The following is a 24,634-nucleotide window of genomic DNA, read 5'->3' as shown; positions in this document are numbered from 1 at the left end:
CGCGGCTGCTATCAGGCCGCGTTCGGGACGATGAACATCTTATGGTCGGCTGAGATACGCACCGAAATCTCGTCATAGGATGCGAGGGTCGGATGCCGCGTCTCTATCTTGTGGTGATGAGCAGCGGTGACGACCATGACATCGGCGCCGGCGGCCTCGCCGGCAACGATGCCGGCTGCGACATCCTCGAACACCAGGCAATCATGGGTGCTGACGCCGAGCCGTTCGGCGCCCAGAATATAACATTGCGGATCGGGTTTACCGACCTTCACATCCTCCGCCGTCACCATGAATTTCGGCACCGGCAAGCCTGCCGCCTCCAGCCGCCGATGGGCAAGACGCAACGGCGAGGATGTAACGATCGCCCAGCGATCCGGAGGCAGTGAACTCAGGAATGTCGCAGCACCGGGAATGGCAACGACGTCGCTGACATCGGCGATTTCGGCTTCGGTCACCAGCCTGGATTCATGTTCGGGGTCCACCCCGGGCAGGTTCAGCCGGGTGATCGTGTCAATGCCACGCGATCCGTGCATCTTCGGCAAAAAGGTGGCGACATCGAGCCCGTGACGCCTTGCCCAGTCGCTCCATGCACGCTCGGCCGCCTGGATCGAATTGAGAATGGTGCCATCCATATCGAACAGGAAGGCGGCATAAGGCTTCTCGAAGCCACGGGGCATCGGCAGGGACAAAACGTAGATCCTTTTAAGGAGGAATATCGGACGGTCGTTGCTATCGATTGATAACGGCAAATTATTGCATTTTGCAAGCTTGCGGAAAGACGACGGCCGCTCTTGAGAAGGCAAAAACCGCCTTAGAAAGCCGTGCGGGTGGCCAGTAAGCCGCAGGAGAGTCGGAGACCAATCGAGTCGTGGCAGAGGGTATCGGTGCTGGCGGCGAGCTCCCGCGCGACCGGAGTATCGGCGCGCAGCTCGGCTTGCGCGGTTGGATCGACGCGCATCGGAGTGGCGGTCCATAGCGAGGGGCGGCTGACGTCGATTGAAGAAATCCTGTCCTTCTCGCGGCCCACGGCAGAGGACGCGATCGCCATGCCGCTTGCTGTCAAGGCGAGTGCAAGGGCAATCTGGAGGCCCAAATCTGCGGCCTCGCGAGAGGAAATGAACATAGCGGCCTCATGCTGCCGGTTTTCAGCGTTTATCCAGCAATTAAGGCAGGCGGCGATGCCGATCCAGCGGCTTCGCCCGTTAAGGTTTATGCGTAACCATGCAAGGTTCGCGTAAAAGTTTTTTGGCAAATTTCGGAACAATGATTCCAGCGGGCGGTTACCCGAGGGCCACCCAAGATGAAAATCAAAGGAGGATATCCTCATGACCAAGTCCCTTATTGCCGCTTCGCTGCTTGCGATCGGCATGGCATCGTCTGCCTTTGGCCAGTCGAACCCCGACCCGATCGGGCCGACGAATGGCGGCTCGACCGATCCGAGTTCAGGTAGCTATTCATCCGATTACACCAACAGTGACAACGGCATGTATCCGGTGCGCAGCATGGCGGTTGACCCGATGACGACACAAAGCATCGGCCGTCCGCAATCGATGGAATGCCCCGGCATGCCGCAACAGATGTCCGGCGTCGACACCCGCGGCGGTCAGAGCGGCGCATCGATCAGCGACGCCTGCCGCGAGTACGACAACTAACAGGCACCCTCCGCTGACAGAAAAGGCCGGTTCACGCCGGCCTTTTTCATGTCGCGCCGGCGATGCAAAGCTTGTTCTCGCGGATGAAACTTTTGATCCGGCCGTTCCGTACATTCGTAGCAGGTCGAAAAGAACACAAGCAGGAACGGCTTTATTGGCACAGGACGCGGCAAAACCGGCCATTCTCTGGTTTCGCAAGGACTTGCGCCTTGACGACAACCAGGCTCTCAATGCAGCCGATCTCTCCGGCCGGCCGGTCATCCCCCTCTATATAAACGAGCCCACGGCAGGCACCGGTCCACTGGGCGCTGCGCAAAGCTGGTGGCTGCACCATTCGCTGGAAGCGCTCGACAGGTCGTTGCGCAAGCAGCAGGGAGGACTGGTGCTTGCCAGCGGCGAGGCCCTCGAGGTGCTCTGCGCTTTGATCAGGGAGAGTGGTGCCGAAGCCGTCTTCTGGAACCGCCGCTACGATCCATCCGGAATCGCCATCGATATCCAAATCAAGCACGAACTGGAAAAGCAGGCGATCGAGGCGAGAAGCTTCGGCGGCCAGCTGCTGCACGAACCTTCCCGGCTGATGACCGGCGCCGGCACACCCTATCGCGTCTACACGCCTTTCTGGCGGGCGCTGGAGGCCGCCGGCGAACCAGAGCGGCCGCTCGCCGCGCCTGCGAAACTAAGGCTGGCATCGCAGCTTCTAAAATCCGAAAGGCCGGAGAGCTGGAGACTGCTGCCGACGAAGCCGAACTGGGCGAAGGGTTTTGGCGATCTCTGGACGCCGGGCGAAGAAGGTGCGCAGCAGAACCTACGTGACTTCGTCGAGGAAGCGCTCGATGGCTACAAAGAGAACCGCGACTATCCTGCGAAGCAAGCGACATCGATGCTGTCACCGCATCTGGCACTTGGCGAGATCTCCCCTGCCCGAATCTGGGATGCGACACGCGGTCTTACGAGCCAAGTGCCGGCGGCCGATATCGTGCATTTCCGCAAGGAGATCGCCTGGCGCGAATTTTCCTATCACCTGCTTTTCCATTTCCCGCAGCTTGCCTCTGAAAACTGGAAAAATCGATTCGACGGCTTCGAATGGCGCAACGACGATGACGATTTCAACGCGTGGCGCCGGGGGGTGACCGGCTACCCGATCGTCGATGCCGGCATGCGCCAGCTCTGGCACCATGGCTGGATGCACAATCGCGTACGCATGATCGTCGCCTCATTCCTCATCAAGGATCTGATGGTCGACTGGCGCCGGGGCGAGGCCTGGTTTCGCGACACGCTGGTCGATGCCGATCCCGCCAACAACGCCGCAAGCTGGCAGTGGGTGGCTGGCTCAGGAGCCGATGCCTCACCGTTTTTCCGGATCTTCAATCCGGTGCTGCAGGGCCAGACCTTCGATCCGGACGGTGACTATATCAGAGCTCATGTGCCGGAGCTTCGAGAGCTCGGGGCAAAATACATCCATCGGCCGTTCGAAGCGCCAAAGAGCATGCTCGACGAGGCAGGCATCACGCTTGGCCAAACCTATCCGAAACCGATCGTCGACCACACGCGCGCGCGCAACCGGGCGCTCGCCGCCTACAACGCCACAAAGGACGCCACATGAACGCGCACTTGCGTCCTGCTCCCCGCCGGCTGAAGATCGCCATCATCGGCTCCGGCATCTCGGGCGCCTCCGCGGCCTGGGCGCTGTGTCAGGTACACGACGTTACGCTCTACGAGAGCCAAGCGCGGGCGGGCGGCCACACGGCGACGGTCGACGTCGATTACGATGGGGTTCGGATTGCGGTCGATACCGGCTTCATCGTCTATAACGAACAGAATTACCCAAATCTGACGACGCTCTTTGCCGAGCTCGGCATCGCCACGCATGCAAGCGACATGAGCTTTTCGCTCTCACTCGACCGCGGCAGACTGGAATGGTGCGGCGGCGGGCTGTCTTCGATCTTCGCACAGAAGCGCAATCTGCTGCGGCCGTCGTTCCTGTGGATGATTCGTGAGATCCTGCGCTTCAACCGCACCTGCCTCGAAGACCGGGCGGCCGGCCATCTCGCCTCCCGTTCGATCGGCGATTATCTCGACTGGCGCGGCTTTTCGCCGGGTTTCACCAACAACTATCTCCTGCCGATGGCGGCGGCCATCTGGTCGACGCCGTCCGCCCGCATGCTGCAGTTTCCCGCCGAACATTTCGTCAATTTCTTCGACAACCACCGGCTGATCTATCGCCGGCAGCACCAGTGGCGGACGGTGACCGGCGGCAGCCGCACCTATCTCGACCGGCTGCTTCAGCCGCTCGGCGAACGGATGAAGCTTTCCTGCGGCGTGCGCAGCGTGCGCCGCTCCGCGAGCGGCATCGCGATCATTGACGATACGGGCAGCGAACACGCCTTCGACAAAGTGATCTTGGCTTGCCACAGCGACCAGGCAGCCCGCCTGCTCGTCGATGCTACCGACGGGGAAAGGAGACTGCTTGCCGCCATCCCCTATCAGCCAAACCGCGTCGTCCTGCACCGCGACGAAGCCCTTATGCCGCAGCGGCGCAAGGTCTGGGCTTCGTGGAACTATCTGCGTTCCAGCCGCGTAGATGGAAAGGCAGGCGTGGCCGTCACCTACTGGATGAACAGGCTGCAGGGCATCGACGACAATTTTCCGCTGTTCGTGACGCTCAATCCGGATCGTGAGCCGGACCCCCGCAGGGTTTTTGCGGAATTCGCCTACGAGCATCCGCAATTTTCGACCGAAGCGGTGAAGGCGCAGCAGGCGCTTGCCGCCATTCAGGGAGAGAACAATTGCCATTTCGCCGGCGCCTGGACGGGATATGGATTTCACGAGGATGGCCTCGTTTCCGGCCTGGCGGCAGCGGAGGCGATGGGCGGCATCATCCCCTGGCGGACGGTCCGAACCTGGGAACCTCAACCGGATGCAACAGCATGAGAGGACGCGGCGAAAAGCGTGGCATGGACACGGTGGCCAACGGCCCGCCACCGGATGCGGCGGCAGCACTCTATGTCGGCGACATCATGCATCAACGGATGAAACCGTTCGGCCATCGCTTCCGCTACCGCGTCTTCTCGCTGCTTGTCGATCTTGATCGGCTCGATGAGGCGGACCTGGCGTCGATGCTGTTTTCCGTCAACAGAGGCAATCTCGTGTCGTTTTACGAAAGGGACCATGCCGATGCCGGCAACACGCGACTACGCATCTATGCCGACCGGCTGCTGACCCAAGCGGGGCTCGATCGTGCCGACAGGATCCTGCTCGTCTGCTATCCCCGAATTCTCGGCTATGTCTTCAACCCGCTCTGCGTCTACCACGCCTATGATGCCGGTGGCGCACTCGTCGCGATGATCTACGAGGTGCGCAACACCTTCGGCGAGCGGCACAGCTATGTCTGTCCCGTCGGCCGCGGCGAGATGTCGGAAAGCGGGCTTCGCCAGAGCTGCGAAAAGCTCTTCCACGTCTCGCCCTTCATCGGTGTGGTGGGGCGCTATCATTTCCGCATCTTGCCGCCCGGCGCGGAAATCCGCTGGCGAATCCTCGAAACCGACAATGAAGGCCCGCTGCTTTCGGCGACGTATTCCGGGCGACAAGAGCCCTTGACCAGCGCCTCGCTGCTAAGGCTGACGGCGTACATACCTTTCCTCACCGTCAAAATCGTGGCCGGTATACATTGGGAAGCGCTGAAACTCTGGCTGAAAGGCGCGCGCTATATCAGGCGTCCGGCCCCGCCGCCTGAAGTCAGCATCCACCAGCCCTGCCCGCTTGCAGACGCGGCGGAATGACATTAGCTTTCGATGTAATGGCCGGAGGCCGCCCGAACACATCGTCACGGATGTATCGTCGCCCCTAACCGGCAAAAAATGCTGGAGGAGGAGAGATGAGTAAGGCGCAGGACTGGAATCTGCTGGCTCGTGATGCGGTGACGCTGACGGCCGAAAACATGTCCCGCATGGTGAAAGGTCTGCCCTTCAAGGCAAAGCTGGCTGTGCGCGGACTTCTGCACATGCAGCACGGTTCGCTCGCCGTTACCCTCCCCGACGGCCGCAGACTGTTGGTCGAGGGCAGGAAGGCCGGTCCAAAGGCGGCGCTCAGCCTCCACAACTGGAATCTTGCCTATCGGGCGCTGACGAGCGGCACGATCGGGGTTGCCGAAACCTATATGGACGGCGATTGGGACAGCCCCGACATCGCCGCCTTCCTTGAACTCTTCCTCGTCAACGGCGAGTCCGTCTACAGCTATGCGCATGGCAAGGGCGGCCTTGGCCGCCTCTTCGAGCGCGTCCGCCATTGGATGAACACCAATACCAGGACGGGCTCGAAGCGGAACATTTCCGCCCACTACGATCTCGGCAACGATTTCTACAAGCAATGGCTCGATCCGAGCATGACCTATTCCTCGGCACTCTATTCGACCGGGGCCAACGACCTGCAATCGGCGCAGAATGCCAAATACCGCGCGCTCGCGGAGGCGACCGGCATCGGGCCTGGGGATCACGTGCTGGAGATCGGCTGCGGCTGGGGTGGTTTTGCCGAATTCGCAGCAGGCGAGCTAAATTGCAAGGTGACCGGGCTGACGATCAGCCGCGAGCAGCTCGCTTTCGCCGAGGAGCGCATCCGCAAAGCCGGCCTCGGCGACCGCGTCGAGTTCCGTTTCCAGGACTACCGCGACGAGACCGGGCTCTATGACCGGATCGTCTCGATCGAGATGTTCGAAGCAGTCGGCGAGAAATACTGGCCATCCTATTTTTCCAAGCTCAGGCAATGCCTGAAGCCGGGCGGCAAGGCAGGCCTGCAGATCATCACCATCCAGCCAGAATCCTTCGACCAGTATCGCAGCAATCCCGACTTCATCCAGAAATATGTCTTTCCCGGCGGCATGCTGCCGACGCGCAACCATCTGGCCGAACTCGCCGGCAAGGTCGACCTGTCGCTGGACAAGGATTTCGGCTTCGGGCTCGACTATGCGCGCACGCTTGCCGAATGGCGCGAGCGCTTCTGGTCGGTCTGGGAGCGCATCCGCCCGATGGGCTTCGACGAGCGTTTCAAGCGGCTCTGGGAATTCTACCTGTTCTATTGCGAGGCCGGCTTCCGCGCCCGCAATATCGATGTGCGCCAAGTCGTGTTCTCGCGCCGGTGATCATTCCGCTAAATGCGGCGTCACCGAATGGTGACCAGTCAATGGCGGCCGCTCCCGCCAGCCGGTCACTCGGTTCACCAGCGTGAAATAAGCACCATAGGGGAGCAGGCGCGCCAGTTTCAGCATGGTTGTGAAGCGCTTCGGGAACGTGATCTCGAAGGCCCGCAATTTCAGCCCGGCGGCAATCTGCCGGGCGGCGTCTTCGGGCGACACCAAGGCCGGCATCGGAAAGGCGTTCCTCCTCGTCGCCGGCGTATCGACGAAGCCTGGGCTGACGAGCTGGATGCGGATGCCGATCTTGTCGAGATCGAATTTCAGGCTTTCGGCCATATTGATCAGCGCCGCCTTGGTGGCGCCGTAGGCCGCACCCGTAGGCAGGCCGCCATAGCCAGTGACGGAGGAGACGATGGCGATCTGCCCCTGGCCTTTCGCCTTCATATGGCCGATCGCCGGCAGCAGACAGTTGACGACGCCGGAAAGATTGACGGCAAAGCTTTTTTCGAAATCGGCGCGGTTCAGGTCCTCGGCATGGACCGGCAGGTAGACGCCGGCATTGAGGATCGCCATGGCGAGCGTGCCATGCTCATATTCGATGGAGGCCATGACATGTTCCATGTCCTCGGCATCGGTGACGTCGCCGTCGAGAACCACGATACTGCCGGAAAGACCGCTGGCTTCGGCCTGCAGCTCGACCAGCTTTTCGTGACGTCTGGCGGTAACGGCGACCTTGTATCCTTCGGCCGCGAGCTTCAGCGCAAGCGCCCGGCCGATCCCGGAACTTGCCCCGGTGATCCAGACGATTCCATGTTCGGGACGGGCGATGAAATCATGCATCACATGTTCCTCCGGCTCTGCCTGACCAACACGAAAACAGGTCCGGAAGTTCTCTGCGTCTCCCGGATTTATGGCTCTATCACACCATTGTGGCTGCTTTCAGCCGATCAGGTCGCCGATCATCTGACGAAAGGATCCCGTCAGTCTGACCGGCCCGTCCGAAACGGCAAAGGCGATGCAAGGCCTGTCCTTTTCGGCGACCGGTCGGTGGTCGACCGTCTCGTCGGCGATGGAGATGTCGCCGGGGCCGAAACGGCCGCGTTCATCGTTGAAGGCGCCGTCGAGGATGAGGATGAGTTCCATGCCTTTGTGGGTATGCGCCGGCAAGGCACGGCCCGGGCGGATCCACATCAGGTTGACCTCGCAGCCGTCCATATCGAAGCAATATTCCTTGAAGCCCGGCAAGCGCTTGCGCCAGGGCACATCCTCGACCTCGCGGCCGACGAGATCGCGCAACGCTTGGGGAAACAGTACGTTTTCCGGCCGCGCTGCCGCACGTGGCACAGAGACGGGAGGCGCCGAGGAAAAGATCGCCGAAAGCCGCCGGTCGCGATCGGCAATGGCAGCAACAGGCGCGCTTTCCAGGGCCTCCCCGGCCAGCAGCTCGAGGCTTTTGACCAGGCTGCGATTATCCGGCGTCATTTCGAGATGGGACCGCACCAACACACGCGCCGGCTCAGGCAAGGAGCCGGCGACATAATGCGCCATCAATGCATCGATCGTATCGATCTGCTCGTGAATCATGCCGGTTTCGGTCACGCCCTGTTGCCGCGCTCCGTTTTCGCTTTGTCGTCATCCGTACGGGGAAAGTCAATCTTCGGATCACTCCGCGCACGGTGGGATTGTCGGCTACGCGTCATTTCAGGGGAGGAAGGCCAAATTTTATCGTGCCCGACAGAGGCGTGGAATAGCATTTCTTGCCAACTCAGCCTTGTGAAGGGAAAAGACCGTTCCTAAAGTAAGAGTTCGAATAGAGGCAGATTCCATGACCTTCCACCCTTCCGTCCTCGAAGCCATCGGCAACACGCCCCTGATCAAACTCAAGGGTGCGTCGGCGGCGACCGGCTGCACCATTCTCGGCAAGGCGGAGTTCCTGAACCCCGGCCAGTCGGTGAAGGATCGCGCCGCGCTCTTTATCATCCGCGACGCAGAGCGGAAGGGCCTGCTTCGGCCCGGCGGCGTGATCGTTGAAGGCACGGCCGGCAACACGGGTATCGGGCTGACGCTGGTCGCCAAGGCGCTCGGCTACCGCACCGTTATCGTCATCCCGGAAACGCAGAGCCAGGAAAAGAAGGACGCTCTGAAACTGCTCGGCGCCGAACTCGTCGAGGTGCCCGCCGTTCCCTACAAGAACCCGAACAACTACGTGAAGGTTTCCGGCCGGCTCGCCGAGCAGTTGGCGAAGACCGAACCGAACGGGGCGATCTGGGCAAACCAGTTCGACAACGTCGCCAACCGGCAGGCGCATATCGAAACGACCGCCCCAGAGATCTGGAACGATACCGACGGCAAGATCGACGGCTTCATCTGCTCGGTCGGTTCCGGCGGCACGCTGGCAGGTGTCGCTACCGGCCTCAAGGCTTTCAAGGCAGACGTCAAGATCGGCATTGCCGATCCCGATGGCGCCGCTCTCTATGAATTCTACCAGAACGGCGCGCTGAAATCCGAGGGCTCCTCGATCACCGAGGGCATCGGACAGGGCCGCATCACTGCCAATCTCGAAGGCTTCACCCCCGATTTTTCCTATCGGGTGTCCGATGCAGAAGCGCTTCCCTATCTTTTTGATCTGGTCGAAAACGAGGGCCTGTGCCTTGGCGGCTCGACGGCGATCAACATTGCCGGCGCGGTCAATCTCGCCCGGGATCTAGGCCCCGGCCACACCGTGGTGACGATCCTCTGCGATTACGGCAACCGCTATCAGTCGAAGCTCTTCAACCCGGACTTCCTGACGTCGAAGGGGCTGCCCGTTCCAGGCTGGATTGCCAGGTCACCCGATATAAACGTTCCCTACGAGCCCGCGTGAGATCCCATGCCCGTCAATGCCCTCTATCGTGACGACTTCTATCTTTCGACATGCGAGGCGGTCGTCACCGCCGTTCACGAAGATGGGGGCATCGAACTGGACCAGACCTGCTTCTATGCGACATCCGGCGGCCAGCCGGGTGATACCGGCGAGCTTGAACGCGCCGACGGCACCAAGATCGCCCTTGGCCAGACGAAGCACGGTCCGAGCAAGGATATCGTCATCCACGTGCCACTTGAAAACGAGCCGAAGCCCGTGGTCGGCGAGACGCTGGTGCTGCACCTCGACTGGCTGCGCCGCTACAGGCTGATGCGCATGCACACGGCCTGCCATCTGCTCTCAGTCGTCTGCTCCTTTCCGATCACCGGGGCTGCCGTCGGCGAGGAGGAAAGCCGCGTCGACTTCGACATGACCGAGACGATCGACAAAGACGAAGTCACGGCCAAGCTGATGGAACTGGTCGGTCAGAACCATCCGGTCACCCTGCAATGGATCACCGACGAAGAGCTTGCGGCCAATCCTGATATCGTCAAATCGAAGAATGTCCGCCCGCCGATGGGGCTCGGCCGCGTCAGCCTCGTCTGCATCGGCGAGAACTCGTCGATTGACAGCCAGCCCTGCGGCGGCACACATGTTTCCGAGACTCAGGAAGTCGGGCAGATCCACATCGCCAAGATCGAGAAGAAGGGCAAAGAGAACCGGCGCTTCCGCATCCGCTTCGGCACGCCCGGCGACGAAGCCTGACCATCAAGGGAGACCACAATGAGTGAGACCAAGAGCCGTTTCGTCGTGTCGGCCGACTGGCTGCAGGCGGAACTCGGGAAGCCGGACCTGCGCGTGCTGGACGCCTCCTTCTATCTGCCGGCGCAGAAACGCGATGCCGATGCCGAATATGCGGCCGGTCATGTTCCCGGTGCCATCCGCTTCGACCAGGACAAGATCGCCGACCACTCGACGTCGCTGCCGCACACGATCCCCTCGCCTGACTATTTCGCCGCCGAAGTCGGCCGGCTCGGCATCAGCGAAAACGATCGGATCGTCGTCTATGACGGCATTGGCCTGTTCGCCTCGCCGCGCGTCTGGTGGCTGTTCCGGGTGATGGGCGCGAAGAACGTCTTCGTGCTCGACGGCGGTCTCGACGGCTGGAGGGCCGAAGGCCGTCCGCTCGAAAGCACCGCACCCAACTATGCGCCAGCGAGTTTCACACCTGACTTCGACGAGAGCCGGGTGGTGACGCTCGATAGGATGCGTGACATCGTCTCGAGCGGTGCGATGCAGATTGCCGATGCCCGCAGCGCCGGCCGCTTCGCTGCTGCCGAGCCCGAGCCGCGCGCCGGCATGCGCTCCGGCCATATGCCGGGCGCCCGCAGCCTGCCCTCCGGTGCCTTCGCGAACCAGGGCCGGTTCAAGTCGCTGCCCGAACTGCGACAGACCATCGAGGATGCCGGCATCGATCTTTCCAAGCCTGTCGTCACCTCCTGCGGCTCAGGCATCACCGCAGCAATCATCACGCTGGCGCTGGAATCGCTCGGCCATCACGACAACAAACTTTACGACGGCTCGTGGAGCGAATGGGGCAGCCGTGACGATACGCCTATCGTCACCGGCCCGCCGACGCCGGTCAAAGCCTGATCGCCATGGGGAAAACACCCGCGTCGCTCAAAGCGCATATCACCCGGCTGGAAATGACGGCGCCGCCGAAGGCGAGCATGCCGGTGCCCGTCAATATCCAGACGGCGATCATGCGCGCTCCCGAGATCCCCTTGCCCTTTTACCGCTATCTGTACCGGCAGGTCGGCGCGCGCTGGCAATGGGTGGACCGGTTGCGCATGAGCGACGAGCAGCTTGCCGAGACGTTGAACGACAAGCGCAACAATATCAGCGTCCTCTACGTCAACGGCGCGCCCGCCGGCTTCTACGAATATTTCTGCGAGGACGAAGATACGATCGAGCTCAGCCATTTCGGCCTGATCGAACACGCGCTCGGCCTCGGCATCGGCAAATGGTTCCTGCTGCAGGCGCTATACGCCATCTGGTCGCTCAATCCGAAGCGGGTCACCACCACAACAAACAACCTCGACCACCCGCGCGCACTGCAGCTCTACCAGATGTACGGCTTCTCCCCGGTCTCGACCGGCACCGGTATCGTCCGGCCGCTCAGCGACAAGGAGCTGCTGGAGATGGCGCGGAAAAGCTGACTGTTTGGTTTACCTTCCTGTGCCTGTCACAGGAATCCAGACACGGCGCGTCTGCGCCGGGAATGAAGCAATCCCACAAAGGAAAGCGTCTATCGCGCCCAAGGACTTGGGCGCACTGGAATCCTGTGACGAGCATAGGAATGAGGGAAGAGAGGTGGAAACTTCTCTTCAAACGTCGATGAATTGGCATGTCTGGCATCAAGTACGAGATTGTCCGCGGCGATCTCGACAAGCAATAGCACCCGCAAGAAACGGGTGGCTTGGGCGATGGTCCGGGTGCAATTTCATGGCGATCACAAGGAGATTTGCCGTGACCGCCATTCGTTTTGCCGCCATGCCGACCACTGACGCTGAACATCTCTGGAGCGGTGGCCGCGACGCCTATGACAACCTGCCTGAGACGGCGGTTTCCGACGGTGACGGCAACCCTTGCCGCCACTGCCTGGGGAATATCGAAGAAGGCGAGGAGTTTCTGGTTTTCGCCTACCGGCCGTTCCCGGAGCTGCAGCCCTATGCCGAAACCGGGCCGATTTTCCTCCACAAGCAGCCCTGCCGACGCTACGCCGCCGAGGAGATCCAGCCGCCAATGTTGACGATGAGCCCCGACTTCATCGTCCGCGGCTATAGCGAGAACGACCGCATCGTCTATGGCACCGGCGCAGTGACTGATATCGCCAATATTCCGGCCTACGGCGAAAAGCTGCTGGCGCGGCCTGACATCGCCTATGTGCACGTTCGCTCGGCCCGCAACAACTGCTTCCAATGCCGGATCGACAAGGTAAAGACGCCAGCCCTTGCGGAGACCGGCGCCCTCACTTGACGTAGAGTGAGATAGCTTACGCTACGTTCAATACGCTTTCCGGTGCGAAAGCCTCGTAGCCGAGCGCCTCGGCGACTGGCTTGTTGGTGATGCGGCCCTTGTGCACGTTCAGGCCGTTCCGCAGATGTTTGTCTTCGGCGATGGCGCGCAGGCCGCGATCGGCAAGCGCCAGGCCGTGGACCAGCGTGGCATTGTTCAGGGCATGCGCCGAGGTGACCGGTACCGCGCCCGGCATGTTGGCGACGCAATAATGAACGACGCCGTCGACCTCATAGGTCGGATCGGAATGGGTCGTCGCATGCGAGGTCTCGAAGCAGCCGCCCTGGTCGATGGCGACATCGACGATGACCGAGCCTTTCTTCATGCCGGATAGCATTTCGCGGGTGACGAGCTTCGGCGCGGCGGCACCTGGGATCAGCACGGCGCCGATAATGAGATCGGCCGTGAAGACTTCCTCCTCCAAAGCCTGGATGCTGGAATAACGCGTGTGGATGCGGCCTGCGAAGATATCGTCGAGCTGGCGCAGGCGCGGCAGCGACCGGTCGAGGATGCTGACATCGGCGCCGAGGCCGGCGGCCATCCTGGCGGCATGCAGTCCGACGACACCGCCGCCGATGACCGCGACCTTGGCCGGCAGAACGCCGGGCACGCCGCCGAGCAGGATGCCGAGGCCGCCATTGGCCTTCTGCAGGGCGGTGGCGCCCGCCTGGATCGACAGGCGACCGGCAACCTCCGACATCGGCGCCAGCAGCGGCAGGCCGCCGCGTTCGTCGGTCACCGTCTCATAGGCGATCGCGGTGACGCCGGAGGCGATCAGACCCTTGGTCTGATCGGGATCGGGGGCCAGATGCAGATAGGTGTAGAGAAGCTGACCGTCGCGGAGCTGCGCCCATTCGGAGGGCTGCGGCTCCTTCACCTTGACGATCATATCGCATTTTTCAAAAATATCCTTGGCGGAGGCGGCGATCTTCGCGCCAGCCGCAGCATAGGCGCCGTCATCGGCGCCGATGCCGGCGCCCGCCTTGGTTTCAACCCAGACCTCATGGCCATGGGCAACATATTCACGCACCGAAGCCGGCGTCAGGCCGACACGGTATTCATGGTTCTTGATTTCCTTCGGGCAACCGACACGCATTTGCGTTCCTCTCATGTCATCCGCAGTCGCGGATTTCCTCGGACACTGAATCCAACCACCAAGGGCGTGAAATGTCCTTGCAAAGACGATTTGCGAAGAGGCGATTTTTCGGTGATTATTGCGTACGCTCTATATTTTTTCGAAGGTTCTTCGAATGGCCGATCTGGATACCATCGATCTTGCGATTCTTAAGGTGCTGCAGGCCAATGCCCGCATCACCAATGCCGAGCTTGCCGAAAGGATCGGCCTGTCGCCTTCGGCCTGTTCGCGCCGGCTCGACATCTTAGAGCGAAGCGGTGTCATCGGCGGCTACCATGCGCGGCTTTCGCATAAGGCGCTCGACTACAAGATGATCGCCATCGTGCATATCTCGCTGTCCGGCCAGTTCGCCAAGACGTTGGCCGAATTCGAGGCAGCGGTGAAACTCTGCCCGAACGTGCTCGTCTGTTACCTGATGTCGGGCGAATACGACTATATCCTCAGGGTCGCCGCCCGCGATCTCGAGGATTATGAGCGCATCCACCGCGATTGGCTGTCGGCCCTGCCCCATGTCGTCAAGATCAATTCGAGCTTCGCGCTCAGAGAAATCATCGACAAGCCGAATGTCGGGCTTTGAGCCCTTGCATATCCACGGAAAGCCTGCCCAGACTTTCGGTGCGCGCGGGCGTTTCCCGTTCATTGGCATGTGATGACATCGAAGACCCAAGGCTATATTTTCGTCCTGCTGGCGATCACCATCTTTTCGCTGCAGGACGCCATCTCGAAACATCTGGCAGCGACCTATCCGCCGATCTTCGTGACGATGATCCGCTATTGGGCTTTCGCGCTGTTCACGATCATCCTCGCCTCGAAGATGCGCGGCGGCATCAGGGCGACGGCCCGTACCAAACGCCCCATGCTTCAGGTGACGCGCGGCGTGCTGCTTGCCGTTCAGGTGGTTTTGGCCATCACTTGTTTTGCCGTGATCGGCCTTGCCCGCTCACAAGCGATCTTTTCCGCGACGCCGATCCTGATCGCACTGCTGTCGATGCCGATCCTCGGCGAGCGGGTTGGCTGGCGACGATGGATTGCAATTGGCGTCGGGCTTTTCGGGGTTTTGCTGATCCTGAAGCCGGAAGGCGAGTTTTTCGATGTGAAACTGCTGCTGGCCATTATTTCCTGCTTCAACTTCGCCTTCTACGTCATCGCCACGCGTCTCGTCAGCCGCGACGACTCGTCGATGACGAGCTTCTTTTATACCGGCGTCATCGGCGGCATCACGATGAGCATCATTGGCCCGTTCTACTGGAGCTCTATGTCGCCTGGAGACTGGGGCTGGATGGCGCTGGTCTGCATGACCAGCATTTCCAGCCACTATTTCTTGATCCGCGCCTACGATCTCCTCGATGCCGCCGCGGTTCAGCCGCTGACCTATCTGTCACTGGTCTACGCCTCGATCATCGGTGTGACGATCTATGACGAAACGCTCAGTATCAACACGATCATCGGCTCGATCATCGTCGTTTCCGCCGGGATCTTCACCATCTGGCGCGAGCATGTGGTGGGGCGCAGGACGGCCACAGCCAATTGACGTTTCACTGCAATTTTAGCCAAGCCCCTAAAACCATTTCAATTTTCGGGCGCTATGCTCCCTGGCTGTATCAGGGGAGAACATATGACCCGCAACTTGAAAATCACGGCCCGTAAGGCCGACCGGAAAAACTGCCGCGTCTTCGGCAGCGTCAAATATCTGAACAGCGAGGTGGATGCCCGCATCCTCAACCTGTCGGCGACCGGTGCCGCATTGGAGATGAAGACGCCGCTCCATGCCGCATCCGGCAGCAAGGTCCGTATCGAGGCTGAAAACCTTGGGATGCTCGAAGGCATCATCCGCTGGAAGCACAATGGCCGTGTCGGCATCCAGTTCGACGTGAATTCGAATGCGCGGGCGCAGGTCTCCTCCTATTTCCGCTTTTTCCATAAGGAAATACGGCCGGTGCTGGCGGTACGCCAACTTAGAACCCATACCAACGGCGATCGCCCACCTCATTTGGCGCCGTTGACTCTGAAATCGTAAGGCTGCAGCGCTTCTGCGCCGCAGGGGCGGCCGAGATCGCGTCAGTCGCTGCGCTTGGCACTGGTGCCGAGCGCGCGTTGGAATCGGGTCGCCTTTCTCCGCGATTGTTTTGCCGTCCTGTCATTTTCGCAGTGTACTCCTTGTCAATTCGTCCTAATTCTGACGGGCCGGACGATGCATGATCTTTGAAGGAGAGTTCGATGTCTTCCATTTTCGACGTTGGCGTCATGAGCCGCCGTTCCCTGCTTGGCGGGCTTGCCGCCACTTCCGCCCTGGTGCTGCTGCATCCCTTCAGCGCACGCGCCAGCGCCAACCAGGCGCATCTCCGGCTGATGGAAACGACGGATATTCACGTCAACGTCTTCCCCTATGACTATTATGCCGACAAGCCGAACGACACGATGGGCCTGTCTCGCACCGGAACGATCATTGACGGCATCCGCGCGGAAGCCGTCAATTCGCTGCTGATCGACAATGGCGACGTGCTGCAGGGCAATCCGATGGGCGACTACATGGCCTATCAGCACGGCATGAAGGACGGCGACGTCCATCCCGTGATCAAGGCGATGAACACGCTCGGCTATACGGTGGGCACGCTCGGGAATCACGAGTTCAATTACGGGCTCGACTTCATGTTCAAGGTCCTATCAGGTGCAAACTTCCCCTTCGTCTGCGCCAACCTGACCAAGGGCCAGCTCGCCTCGGACCCGAGGCAGGACGATCTCTTCTTCAAGCCCTACCTTATCGTCGAAAAACAAATCAAGGACGGCGCCGGCAAGGAGAGCCCGGTCAAGATCGGCTTCATCGGCTTCGTACCGCCGCAGATCATGCTCTGGGATATCAAGAATCTCGAAGGCAAAGCGCAGACGCGTGACATCGTCGAGGCCGCCAAGGCCTGGGTTCCCGCCATGAAGGAAGCCGGCGCCGATATCGTCATCGCGCTTTCCCATTCCGGCATCGACGGAGCCGCGCCGTCCGAAAAGATGGAAAACGCCTCGCTGCATCTGGCCGCCGTCGATGGGATCGACGCGATCTTCACCGGCCACCAGCATCTCGTCTTCCCCGGCCCGAAGAGCTGGGATGGCATCGCCAATGCCGACCCCGTCAAGGGCACGCTGCACGGCAAGCCCGCGGTGATGGCAGGCTTCTGGGGTTCGCATCTCGGCCTGATCGACCTGCTGTTGGAAAAAGACGGCAACAGCTGGAAGATCGTCGACTTCACCGCGGAAGCCCGGCCGATCTATCATCGCGACGACAAAAAGAAGGTGGTTGCCGATTACGCCGACAAGAAGGACGTGGTCGACGCCGCCAAGGCCGAGCACGAGGCAACGCTTGCCTATGTGCGTACCCCCGTCGGCAAGACGTCGGCGCCGCTCTATTCCTACTTCGCGCTGGTCGCCGACGATCCCTCGGTGCAGGTCGTCTCCCAGGCCCAGACCTGGTACATCAAGCAGATGCTGGCCGACACCAAGTTCAAGGATCTGCCGGTGCTTTCGGCGGCGGCCCCCTTCAAGGCTGGCGGACGCGGCGGCGCCGACTACTACACCGACGTTCCGGCCGGCGATATCGCCATCAAGAACGTCGCCGACCTCTATCTCTACCCGAACACGGTGCAGGCCGTTGCCATCACCGGCGCACAGGTAAAGAACTGGCTCGAAATGTCGGCCGGCATGTTCAATCACATCGAGGCCGGCTCGAAGGACGCACCGCTGCTCAACAACGACTTCCCGTCCTACAATTTCGACGTCATCGACGGCGTGACCTATCAGATCGACCTGTCGCAGCCGCCGAAATATGATTCGTCCGGCAAGGCGATCAATCCGGATGCCAACCGCATCCAGAATCTCGCCTTCGACGGCAAGCCGATCGATCCCGCCCAGAAATTCGTCGTCGTCTCCAACAACTACCGCGCCGGCGGCGGTGGCAATTTCCCGGATATTGCCGCGGACAAGGTGATCTTCCAGGCGCCGGATACCAACCGCGACGTCATCGTCCGCTACATCCACGACCAGCGCACGATCAATCCGACGGCCGATGCGAACTGGACCTTCAAGCCGCTGCCGGGCACGACGGCGACCTTCGAGAGCGGCCCAAAGGCGAAGCAGTTCCTCGCGGCGGTCAAGAGCGTCAAGATCGAGGATGCCGGCGACGGCGCCGACGGTTTCTCGAAGTTCAGGCTGGTGCTTTAAGTGGAAAGAGATGCCGGCGAAGGCGCGCTCGCGCCTTCGTCATTCGGCAGCGAGCGGCGTTTCGGGTTCACGCAATTCTGCGATCTCAGCATGGAAATCGGCTTGGCTCGGGCAAGCCGAAAGCCGCGTGCGGAACGCGTCGATCATCCAGGCAGCCGCAGGTCCCGGCGGATTGGCGAGCTGGCGCATCGAATAGATGGCATACTCGCCCTGTTCGTAGGCGTCCAGATCGAGATGGACGAGCGCGCCGCTGCGAAGATCGTCATGCATCACTGAGGCAGGAAGACCGCCCCAGCCAAGGCCGGCCTTGATGAGCTGATGCTTCGTGGCAATGTCGCTGACGCGCCATGTTTTGTAGGACAGAACGTTGAAATCGCGCCCCTTCGTCCGGCCCGACGCATCGGTGACGACGAGCTGCACTTCCTCGCGCACGTCGCCGAGCGTCAACGGCCGGTCGATCCCAGCAAGCGGGTGATTGGGTGCGGCAACCGGCAACATGAAGGAGTGGCCGATCCGCTCGGTGACGACCGAATCATCCTGTTTTAGGACTGCGCCGCCAATGCCGATGGTCGCCTTGCCGCTGAGGACGAGGTCCATGACCACGCCGAGCTCACCGACATTGAGGTTTAACAAAACGGACGGAAACCTTTCGCGAAATTCGTGCAGGACATCGACCACGGCCCGGGAAGGCACCATGACGCTGATGGCGACGGACACCTCCGCTTCAAGCCCTTCCCGCAAGCTCTTGACGCGCGCTCGCATCACCTGCAGGTCGCCGAGTATGCGCCGCGCATCCTCCAGCATCGCCTTGCCCGCCTCCGTCAGCTTCGGCTGGCGGGCGCCGGAGCGCTCGAAAAGCGCCACCTCGAGCTGCGCCTCCAGATTGGCAATCGTATAGCTGACGACCGACTGCGCACGGTTCAGCGCCCGCGAGGCGGCCGAAAAGCTGCCGGTCTCGGCAACGGTCAAAAACACCTGCAATTGGTCCAGGGTCGGGTTCGGAAGCATATCCATCCATTCCATCGATAGTTTCGATCGACATTATCACCGTTTTTTCGATAGCAGGCCAGACCTATTTTCCTCGTCGACACTGCGGCTCACCTCCCAGCAATGGGCCGTCAAATCCAATTCGAAAGGAAATGCACCATGTCGTCCATCCTTCTTCTGACGTCCAGCCCGCGCGCCGACTCGCTCTCGACGCCGATCGCCGTCGACCTCGCTGAAAAGCTGAAGAGCCAGAACCCTGGTAGTGTTGTCGTTCGCCGCGACCTTGCCGCCAATCCGTTGCCGCATATCGATGACCTCTTCACCGGCGCAATCCGCAAGCCGGCCGAAGCCCGCACTGCTGAGGAGGCAGCCGCCGTCAAAACTTCCGACGAACTTGTCAACGAGCTGCTTGCCGCCGACACGATCGTCATCAGCACCGGTCTCATCAACTTCAACATCTATTCGTCGCTGAAGACCTGGATCGACAACGTCGCCCGCGCCGGCCTGACCTTCAAGTACACGGAAAGCGGCCCGGTTGGCCTCGCGACCGGCAAGAAGGTTTATGTGGTGCTCGCCTCGGGTGGCGTCTACTCGCAAGGACCGGCATCCGCCTTGAACCACGCCGTGCCCTACTTGAAGTCGGTGCTCGGCTTCCTCGGCATCAGCGATATCGAGACCATCTATGTCGAAGGCCTGGCCTTCGGTCCCGAAGCTGCCGAAAAGGCCATCGACGCCGCCAAGTCGCGCGTCCAGGAAATCGCGCTGGCCGCCTGATCGGCTTCTAATGCTCGCATGGAACGGCCGGCAATTGCCGGCCGTTTGTCATTGGTCGATACCGGCGACAAAATCCCGGACCGTCTCCAGGATTTCGGTCGAGAGTTGCTCATCGGAGGAAATCCTGGAAAGGCCGACGCCGCCGGCCATCATCGCGAAGGCCATGATCGCCTTGCGTCGCCGTTCTCCCTCGTCCGCTCCCGCAGCCTTGCTCGCCAAAGCCTCAAAATTGCGCCTGAGCCCATCGGTGGCGATCGCCCGCGCCTTCTCGCCGCTGCGGGCTATATCGGAGGTCAACGCCGCAAATGGGCAACCGTCGCCGGGGTTGTCGCGATGATAGACACTGACGTAACGATCGGCGATATCGGCGGGCTTCATCGCCGCCGGATCCACACCCTCGGCCGCCAGCCTGCGTCCCCACGAATCGAAAGCGGACTGAATCGCCTCGGCGACGAGATCGTCGCGGGAGGCGAAGTGCTTGTAGAAGCCGCCGACGGTCAGCCCGGCCTCCTTCATCAGGTCGGCGACGCCGATACCTTCGAGCCCTTCCTCGCGCAGCCGCTTCGACGCGGTCTCGACGATCTTCTCGTGCGTCTTCTGTTTCTCCAGCTGCGAACGCCCCATCGGAATCTCCCGGCACTAAATTCGAATGAGCATGATGTCGGCCGAAAACCGCTTACACTTTTCGGCATCATGCTCCTTGACTCGCATGGATTACAGTCATAATCCTTATAGATAACGATCATAATCCAGATCGTTAGCAATTCCAAGAGGAGCATGAATCATGCGTCTAAGAAACAAGGTCGCGCTGATCACCGGCGGAAACAGCGGTATCGGTCTCGCCACCGCCAGGATCTTCATCGATGAGGGCGCCAGGGTGGTGATCACCGGCCGCAATCCGGAAACGCTGGCCGCGGCCGAAAAGGCGCTTGGGGCCGGCGTGCTGGCACTGAAGATCGACGTCACCGATGCCGCTGCCACCGAGAAGGCCTTTGCGGAAGCCGCCGCAAAGGTCGGCAAGTTCGACATCGTCTTCGCCAATGCCGGCATTGGCGGCGCGACGCCGCTCGGCGAGACGTCGCCCGCGCAGTTCAACCAGATCATCAGCACCAATCTGACGGCGGTTTTCTTCACCGTGCAGGCGGCCCTGCCGCATTTCAACGACGGCGCTTCTGTCATCCTCAACGGTTCGGTGCATGCCGTGCTCGGCGCCCCCGGCTGGTCGGCCTATGCGGCGACCAAGGCTGCGGTCCGGGCGTTGACGCGGAATATGGCCTCCGAGCTCGCGCCCCGCGGCATCCGCGTCAACCAGGTGACACCAGGCGGCACGAAGACGCCGATCTGGTCGCCGATGGCACCGACGGAAGACGCGATGTCGGCGCTGGAAGCCCGCATCGGCGGGATGAGCCCGCTCGGCCGCATGAGCGAAGCTGACGAAATCGCCAAGGCAGCACTCTATCTGGCCTCGGATGACGCGGCCAATATCACCGGCATCGAGATCACCGTCGATGGCGGCATGACGAGCGCCCCGTCCGGCGCCAAGATCTTCCGCGCGGCTTAAGCGAGTTTCACCACCCCGGAACGGCCGACGACGCAGTTGCGGCCGCTCTTCTTGGCAGCATAAAGCCGGCCATCGGCGGCCGCCAGCACGGCGGTAAAATCGACACCGTCCTCGTCGGCGGTCGCAACGCCGATACTGACCGTGACCGGCCGGTCATCCGGCGTCTTGACGCTGGTGGCGATCGTCCAGCGCAGGCGCTCGGCAAGGAGCAGACCTTCCTCGTGGTCGGTGCCCGGGCAGATGGCAACGAATTCCTCGCCGCCGAAGCGGAAGACGCGGTCGCTCGAGCGCAACGTCGTGCCCAATCGGGCGGCGATCGCCTTCAGCACCTCATCGCCCTGGAGATGGCCGTAGCCGTCATTGACATCCTTGAAGTGATCGGCGTCGAGAATGAGGACGGTGGCGAATAGCCCCTGCCTCAATGCCTCGCGCACCATCAGCGGTGCTTCAACTTCCATGCGCGTGCGATCGTAGACGCCGGTGAGCATATCGCGGCCGGTGCGCTCCAGAAGGTCGTTGTAGCGCTCGCGGAATGTCAGGTCGCCGAACACGTCGCTGATCGAACGTGCCGACACGCTGGCCCCGCCCCGGCGAATACGATATTCGTAGATCGCAAACATCGCCGCATAGAGGCAGACGGCCAGCATTTTCGCCTTCCATCCGGCCCAGAATGCAGCGATCGGCACATCCAGGAAATAATTCAACGCGGCAAAGAAGCCGATCTGGTCGAAGGTCAGCAGCACAAATCCGGAAATCAGGAAGCGCAGCACGACGCGCCGGCGGAAGAAATCGCCGAGTTTCTCGTAAAGCAGGATGATGCCGAGTGAATCGACATAGAGCAACGCCGTGCCCCAGACCATCAGCCAGCCCATCTCTTTGAGGAAATCGACATCGGGCGTGTGGTTGGGCGACATTTGCAGCGGCAGGTGCAGCTGCAGCACCCAGGCGATGCCGACGGTCATCAGGTTGCCGAGGAACAGGCCGTAGATCGGCTGACGCACCGTGGCGGCATCCTCCTGCCGGTAAAGCATCAGGATCATCATCAGCTTGCCGGAGAAGAAGACCGATGAACCCGGCGACACATCGCCGAACGGCAACGAGACGTAGAAGACCGCCGCCAGATAGGTTTCCATGAAATGCATGACCCCGAGCGCCGTCAGGAAGACGCCCAGACCGAGCCGATGACGGAAGTGCAGAAGCGTGACCATCAGCGAGAAATAGGCGACGGCTTCGACAGCGAAGAGCGCGAGGTTGAACGTCTCCATCACCTCTCCCCAGCTTCAAGCCGGCGCGGTCGGCGGCGCGCGGACGCGGCGATCGCGACAGCGGATCCTTTGGTCGATCGTCCGAAAAAGTCAAACACGAGGGCGGCCCTGCACATGCTGCAGGCGATACCTTTGACCGCAATCCTTTAAGAATGCGTGAGCACGATTGCGCGCGCCGGAGAAGCATCCGGCTCACAGGATTGAAAAACAAGAATAATTGCGGCCGACATCCGGCCGATCCGGCAGATCCCGATTTCAGACCTGACGAAGCTTCTCGCCGTCACCAAAGAGCGACGAACCATGCTGATCAATGATCTGCTGCGCCTTGCGCACAGTGCATTCGAGCGCATCATCGGAAGAGCTAAACAGATCGGCGCGGATGAAATTGCGTACCAGCACCTCGTCGCCGACCTTCTTTTCGATGCGGCCGGCAAGACGATATTGGCTGCCTTCCCTACGCGGCTCCGCGTAGATCGTGCAATCATTGTAAAGCTGCGGCTCGCCGGAAGGGCCGGCCGCCTCCGAGGGGGCGGGTTTGCTGCCGCCGGAGAACATCGAAAAAATATTTGAAATGAACGAAGCCATGCTGCGCCTTTAGCACGGCGATATCGTCGTCGCCAAGTTAAATGATCAGATTGGCGAGGATCTCGTTTTCGGTGATATCCTCGTAACCCATGCCGGCAGCTTCGAAATTTCCGATCAGCCTGGCGAAATTGTCCGGCGCCTTGGTTTCGATGCCGATCAGGATCGAGCCGAAATTGCGCGCTGATTTCTTCAGATATTCGAAACGGGCGATATCGTCGTCGGGGCCGAGCAGATTGAGGAAATCCCTGAGCGCCCCGGGGCGCTGGGCAAGCCGCAGGATGAAGTATTTCTTCAGCCCTGCGTAACGCATGGCTCTTTCCTTTACGTCAGGCAGACGCTCGAAATCGAAATTGCCGCCAGAGACGACGGCAACGATGGTCTTGCCGCGGATCACGTGGCGGTCCATCGCGGCGATCGCCGTCAGCGACAATGCGCCGGCCGGCTCCAGCACGACGCCCTCGACATTCAGCATCTCCTGAATGGTGACGCAGATGGCGTTCTCCGGCATCAGTTGCACTTGGCTTGCCGGGAAATCGCAAAGAGCGGCGAAATTCAGGTCGCCGATCCGGGCAACGGCGGCGCCGTCGACGAAATTATCGACCTTGGCAAGCGTCGTCACCTTGCCGGCCTCGATACTGCGCCTCAGGCTCGGCGCGCCGGCGGGCTCGGTGAAGACGAAAGCCGATTTCGGCACGGTGCCGTGGAGATAACCGGTAATGCCGGCGGCAAGGCCGCCGCCGCCGACCGGCAGGACGACCATATCAGGCACCGTTCCCTCAGGCAGTTGCTGCATGATTTCAGCGGCGACGGTCGCCTGTCCCTCAATGATGTCGGCATGGTCGAAGGGCGGCACCATGACGCCGCCGATTGCCTCGACATGGTCGCGCGCGGCCTGGTAGCATTGGTCGAAGAAGTCTCCGAACAATCGGATGGTGATGAATTCGGCGCCGAACATGCGCGTCTTGTCGATCTTCTGCTGCGGTGTCGTCACCGGCATGAAGACGACGCCCGGCACGCCGAAATGGCGGCAGACGAAGGCGAAGCCCTGGGCGTGATTGCCGGCCGAGGCGCAGACGAAGGTCTTGCCGACCGCTCCCTGCCCGATCGCCTTGCGGAAGAAATTGAAGGCGCCGCGGATCTTATAGGAGCGCACCGGCGACAGATCCTCGCGCTTCAGCCAGATATCGGCCCCGTAGCGCGCCGACAGATGATCGTTGAGTTGCAGCGGTGTTGCCGGAAAAAGGCTGCGCATTGCTTCTTCGGCGCTTTCGACATCAAGTCTCGTCACGGGCGTGGTCCATTCTCATAATTACAGCGCCGCTATGGCATAGGCCGACCGGCAAAAGAAAGCCCGTTTCGGCCATTTGCGGTTCGCCGCCAGCCCTGTTTGCGAAAGCCTTTCTTAAGCCCACCGCAAAATT

Annotated in this window: 26 protein-coding genes; 16 read left to right on the top strand and 10 right to left on the bottom strand. The window is 61.2% G+C overall.

Annotation, left to right across the window (positions count from 1 at the left end):
* Positions 1-11 precede the first annotated feature (11 nt).
* Both J3O30_RS09615 and J3O30_RS09610 read right to left on the bottom strand, forming a co-directional pair.
* On the bottom strand, positions 12-689 hold the full coding sequence (locus J3O30_RS09615) for an HAD family hydrolase (protein WP_207583931.1): 678 nt from the start codon (positions 687-689) through the stop codon (positions 12-14).
* 122 nt (positions 690-811) lie between these two features.
* A complete protein-coding gene (locus J3O30_RS09610) occupies positions 812-1,123 on the bottom strand; it encodes a hypothetical protein (RefSeq protein ID WP_207584297.1) in 312 nt (103 codons plus the stop codon).
* Positions 1,124-1,325: 202 nt separating this feature from the next.
* Between J3O30_RS09610 and J3O30_RS09605 the strand changes: the two genes are divergently transcribed.
* The 5 genes from J3O30_RS09605 to J3O30_RS09585 all read left to right on the top strand — a co-directional run bounded on the left by J3O30_RS09605 (position 1,326) and on the right by J3O30_RS09585 (position 6,786).
* Positions 1,326-1,652: a hypothetical protein gene (locus tag J3O30_RS09605; RefSeq protein ID WP_207583930.1), complete on the top strand. Its 327-nt coding sequence runs from the start codon at positions 1,326-1,328 to the stop codon at positions 1,650-1,652.
* A 154-nt stretch (positions 1,653-1,806) separates the two neighbouring features.
* Positions 1,807-3,255 carry a deoxyribodipyrimidine photo-lyase gene (locus tag J3O30_RS09600; RefSeq protein WP_207583929.1) on the top strand — a complete coding sequence of 483 codons (1,449 nt, stop codon included), beginning with the start codon at positions 1,807-1,809 and terminating at the stop codon, positions 3,253-3,255.
* Positions 3,252-4,583, top strand: coding sequence for an FAD-dependent oxidoreductase (locus J3O30_RS09595; RefSeq protein ID WP_207583928.1), 1,332 nt, complete (start codon positions 3,252-3,254; stop codon positions 4,581-4,583). The genes J3O30_RS09600 and J3O30_RS09595 overlap by 4 nt, the downstream gene beginning before the upstream one ends.
* A complete protein-coding gene (locus J3O30_RS09590; RefSeq protein WP_207583927.1) occupies positions 4,580-5,431 on the top strand; it encodes a DUF1365 domain-containing protein in 852 nt (283 codons plus the stop codon). Before J3O30_RS09595 ends, J3O30_RS09590 begins: the two co-directional genes overlap by 4 nt.
* A 95-nt stretch (positions 5,432-5,526) precedes the next feature.
* A complete protein-coding gene (locus tag J3O30_RS09585) occupies positions 5,527-6,786 on the top strand; it encodes a cyclopropane-fatty-acyl-phospholipid synthase family protein (protein ID WP_207583926.1) in 1,260 nt (419 codons plus the stop codon).
* On the opposite strand, the gene J3O30_RS09580 is transcribed toward J3O30_RS09585, so the two are convergent.
* Together J3O30_RS09580 and J3O30_RS09575 are read right to left on the bottom strand one after the other, a co-directional pair.
* Positions 6,787-7,620: an SDR family NAD(P)-dependent oxidoreductase gene (locus J3O30_RS09580; protein WP_207583925.1), complete on the bottom strand. Its 834-nt coding sequence runs from the start codon at positions 7,618-7,620 to the stop codon at positions 6,787-6,789.
* A gap of 99 nt (positions 7,621-7,719) precedes the next feature.
* A complete protein-coding gene (locus tag J3O30_RS09575; RefSeq protein WP_207583924.1) occupies positions 7,720-8,379 on the bottom strand; it encodes a ChrR family anti-sigma-E factor in 660 nt (219 codons plus the stop codon).
* Between the two features lie 226 nt (positions 8,380-8,605).
* On the opposite strand from J3O30_RS09575, the gene J3O30_RS09570 reads away from it, so the two are divergent.
* The 5 genes from J3O30_RS09570 to J3O30_RS09550 all read left to right on the top strand — a co-directional run bounded on the left by J3O30_RS09570 (position 8,606) and on the right by J3O30_RS09550 (position 12,661).
* Positions 8,606-9,643: a cysteine synthase A gene (locus tag J3O30_RS09570; protein WP_207583923.1), complete on the top strand. Its 1,038-nt coding sequence runs from the start codon at positions 8,606-8,608 to the stop codon at positions 9,641-9,643.
* Positions 9,644-9,649: 6 nt separating this feature from the next.
* Complete coding sequence (locus J3O30_RS09565) at positions 9,650-10,387, top strand: alanyl-tRNA editing protein (RefSeq protein WP_207583922.1); 738 nt, start codon at positions 9,650-9,652, stop codon at positions 10,385-10,387.
* 18 nt (positions 10,388-10,405) lie between these two features.
* On the top strand, positions 10,406-11,275 hold the full coding sequence (sseA, locus tag J3O30_RS09560; RefSeq protein ID WP_207583921.1) for a 3-mercaptopyruvate sulfurtransferase: 870 nt from the start codon (positions 10,406-10,408) through the stop codon (positions 11,273-11,275).
* A 5-nt stretch (positions 11,276-11,280) separates the two neighbouring features.
* On the top strand, positions 11,281-11,841 hold the full coding sequence (locus J3O30_RS09555) for a GNAT family N-acetyltransferase (protein WP_207583920.1): 561 nt from the start codon (positions 11,281-11,283) through the stop codon (positions 11,839-11,841).
* Between the two features lie 310 nt (positions 11,842-12,151).
* Positions 12,152-12,661, top strand: a complete 510-nt coding sequence (locus tag J3O30_RS09550) for a DUF1203 domain-containing protein (RefSeq protein WP_207583919.1) — start codon at positions 12,152-12,154, stop codon at positions 12,659-12,661.
* 16 nt (positions 12,662-12,677) lie between these two features.
* On the opposite strand, the gene ald is transcribed toward J3O30_RS09550, so the two are convergent.
* Positions 12,678-13,796 (bottom strand): alanine dehydrogenase, encoded by a 1,119-nt coding sequence (gene ald / locus J3O30_RS09545; RefSeq protein WP_207583918.1) that lies wholly within the window; start codon positions 13,794-13,796, stop codon positions 12,678-12,680.
* Positions 13,797-13,950: 154 nt separating this feature from the next.
* On the opposite strand from ald, the gene J3O30_RS09540 reads away from it, so the two are divergent.
* From J3O30_RS09540 to J3O30_RS09525, 4 genes are all read left to right on the top strand, one after another.
* A complete protein-coding gene (locus J3O30_RS09540) occupies positions 13,951-14,412 on the top strand; it encodes an Lrp/AsnC family transcriptional regulator (protein ID WP_207583917.1) in 462 nt (153 codons plus the stop codon).
* Between the two features lie 72 nt (positions 14,413-14,484).
* Positions 14,485-15,366, top strand: a complete 882-nt coding sequence (locus J3O30_RS09535; RefSeq protein WP_207583916.1) for a DMT family transporter — start codon at positions 14,485-14,487, stop codon at positions 15,364-15,366.
* Positions 15,367-15,450: 84 nt separating this feature from the next.
* Complete coding sequence (locus tag J3O30_RS09530; protein WP_207583915.1) at positions 15,451-15,852, top strand: PilZ domain-containing protein; 402 nt, start codon at positions 15,451-15,453, stop codon at positions 15,850-15,852.
* Positions 15,853-16,052: 200 nt separating this feature from the next.
* Positions 16,053-18,041 carry a bifunctional 2',3'-cyclic-nucleotide 2'-phosphodiesterase/3'-nucleotidase gene (locus J3O30_RS09525; RefSeq protein WP_207583914.1) on the top strand — a complete coding sequence of 663 codons (1,989 nt, stop codon included), beginning with the start codon at positions 16,053-16,055 and terminating at the stop codon, positions 18,039-18,041.
* Positions 18,042-18,080: 39 nt separating this feature from the next.
* Here J3O30_RS09525 and J3O30_RS09520 read toward each other — a convergent pair whose 3' ends face one another.
* The gene (locus tag J3O30_RS09520) at positions 18,081-19,049 is read right to left on the bottom strand and encodes a LysR family transcriptional regulator (protein WP_207584296.1); all 969 of its coding nucleotides are present in this window, start codon (positions 19,047-19,049) and stop codon (positions 18,081-18,083) included.
* A 138-nt stretch (positions 19,050-19,187) separates the two neighbouring features.
* On the opposite strand from J3O30_RS09520, the gene J3O30_RS09515 reads away from it, so the two are divergent.
* Positions 19,188-19,802: an FMN-dependent NADH-azoreductase gene (locus J3O30_RS09515; RefSeq protein ID WP_207583913.1), complete on the top strand. Its 615-nt coding sequence runs from the start codon at positions 19,188-19,190 to the stop codon at positions 19,800-19,802.
* A 48-nt stretch (positions 19,803-19,850) separates the two neighbouring features.
* Here the strand turns inward: J3O30_RS09515 and J3O30_RS09510 are convergent, their stop codons facing one another.
* Positions 19,851-20,426, bottom strand: coding sequence for a TetR/AcrR family transcriptional regulator (locus tag J3O30_RS09510; RefSeq protein ID WP_207583912.1), 576 nt, complete (start codon positions 20,424-20,426; stop codon positions 19,851-19,853).
* 160 nt (positions 20,427-20,586) lie between these two features.
* Here J3O30_RS09510 and J3O30_RS09505 point away from each other — a divergent pair, with 160 nt between their 5' ends.
* Positions 20,587-21,363 carry an SDR family oxidoreductase gene (locus J3O30_RS09505; RefSeq protein WP_207583911.1) on the top strand — a complete coding sequence of 259 codons (777 nt, stop codon included), beginning with the start codon at positions 20,587-20,589 and terminating at the stop codon, positions 21,361-21,363.
* On the opposite strand, the gene J3O30_RS09500 is transcribed toward J3O30_RS09505, so the two are convergent.
* The 3 genes from J3O30_RS09500 to ilvA all read right to left on the bottom strand — a co-directional run bounded on the left by J3O30_RS09500 (position 21,360) and on the right by ilvA (position 24,501).
* Positions 21,360-22,631: a GGDEF domain-containing protein gene (locus J3O30_RS09500; RefSeq protein WP_207583910.1), complete on the bottom strand. Its 1,272-nt coding sequence runs from the start codon at positions 22,629-22,631 to the stop codon at positions 21,360-21,362. The genes J3O30_RS09505 and J3O30_RS09500 overlap by 4 nt on opposite strands.
* 252 nt (positions 22,632-22,883) lie before the next feature.
* On the bottom strand, positions 22,884-23,213 hold the full coding sequence (locus J3O30_RS09495) for an HlyU family transcriptional regulator (protein WP_207583909.1): 330 nt from the start codon (positions 23,211-23,213) through the stop codon (positions 22,884-22,886).
* Positions 23,214-23,250: 37 nt separating this feature from the next.
* Positions 23,251-24,501 carry a threonine ammonia-lyase gene (gene ilvA / locus J3O30_RS09490; RefSeq protein WP_207583908.1) on the bottom strand — a complete coding sequence of 417 codons (1,251 nt, stop codon included), beginning with the start codon at positions 24,499-24,501 and terminating at the stop codon, positions 23,251-23,253.
* Between the last annotated feature and the right edge of the window lie 133 nt (positions 24,502-24,634).

The sequence above is a fragment of the Rhizobium sp. NZLR1 genome, from assembly GCF_017357385.1.
Taxonomy (GTDB): Bacteria; Pseudomonadota; Alphaproteobacteria; order Rhizobiales; family Rhizobiaceae; genus Rhizobium.
This window is presented reverse-complemented; position numbering and strand designations above follow the sequence as displayed.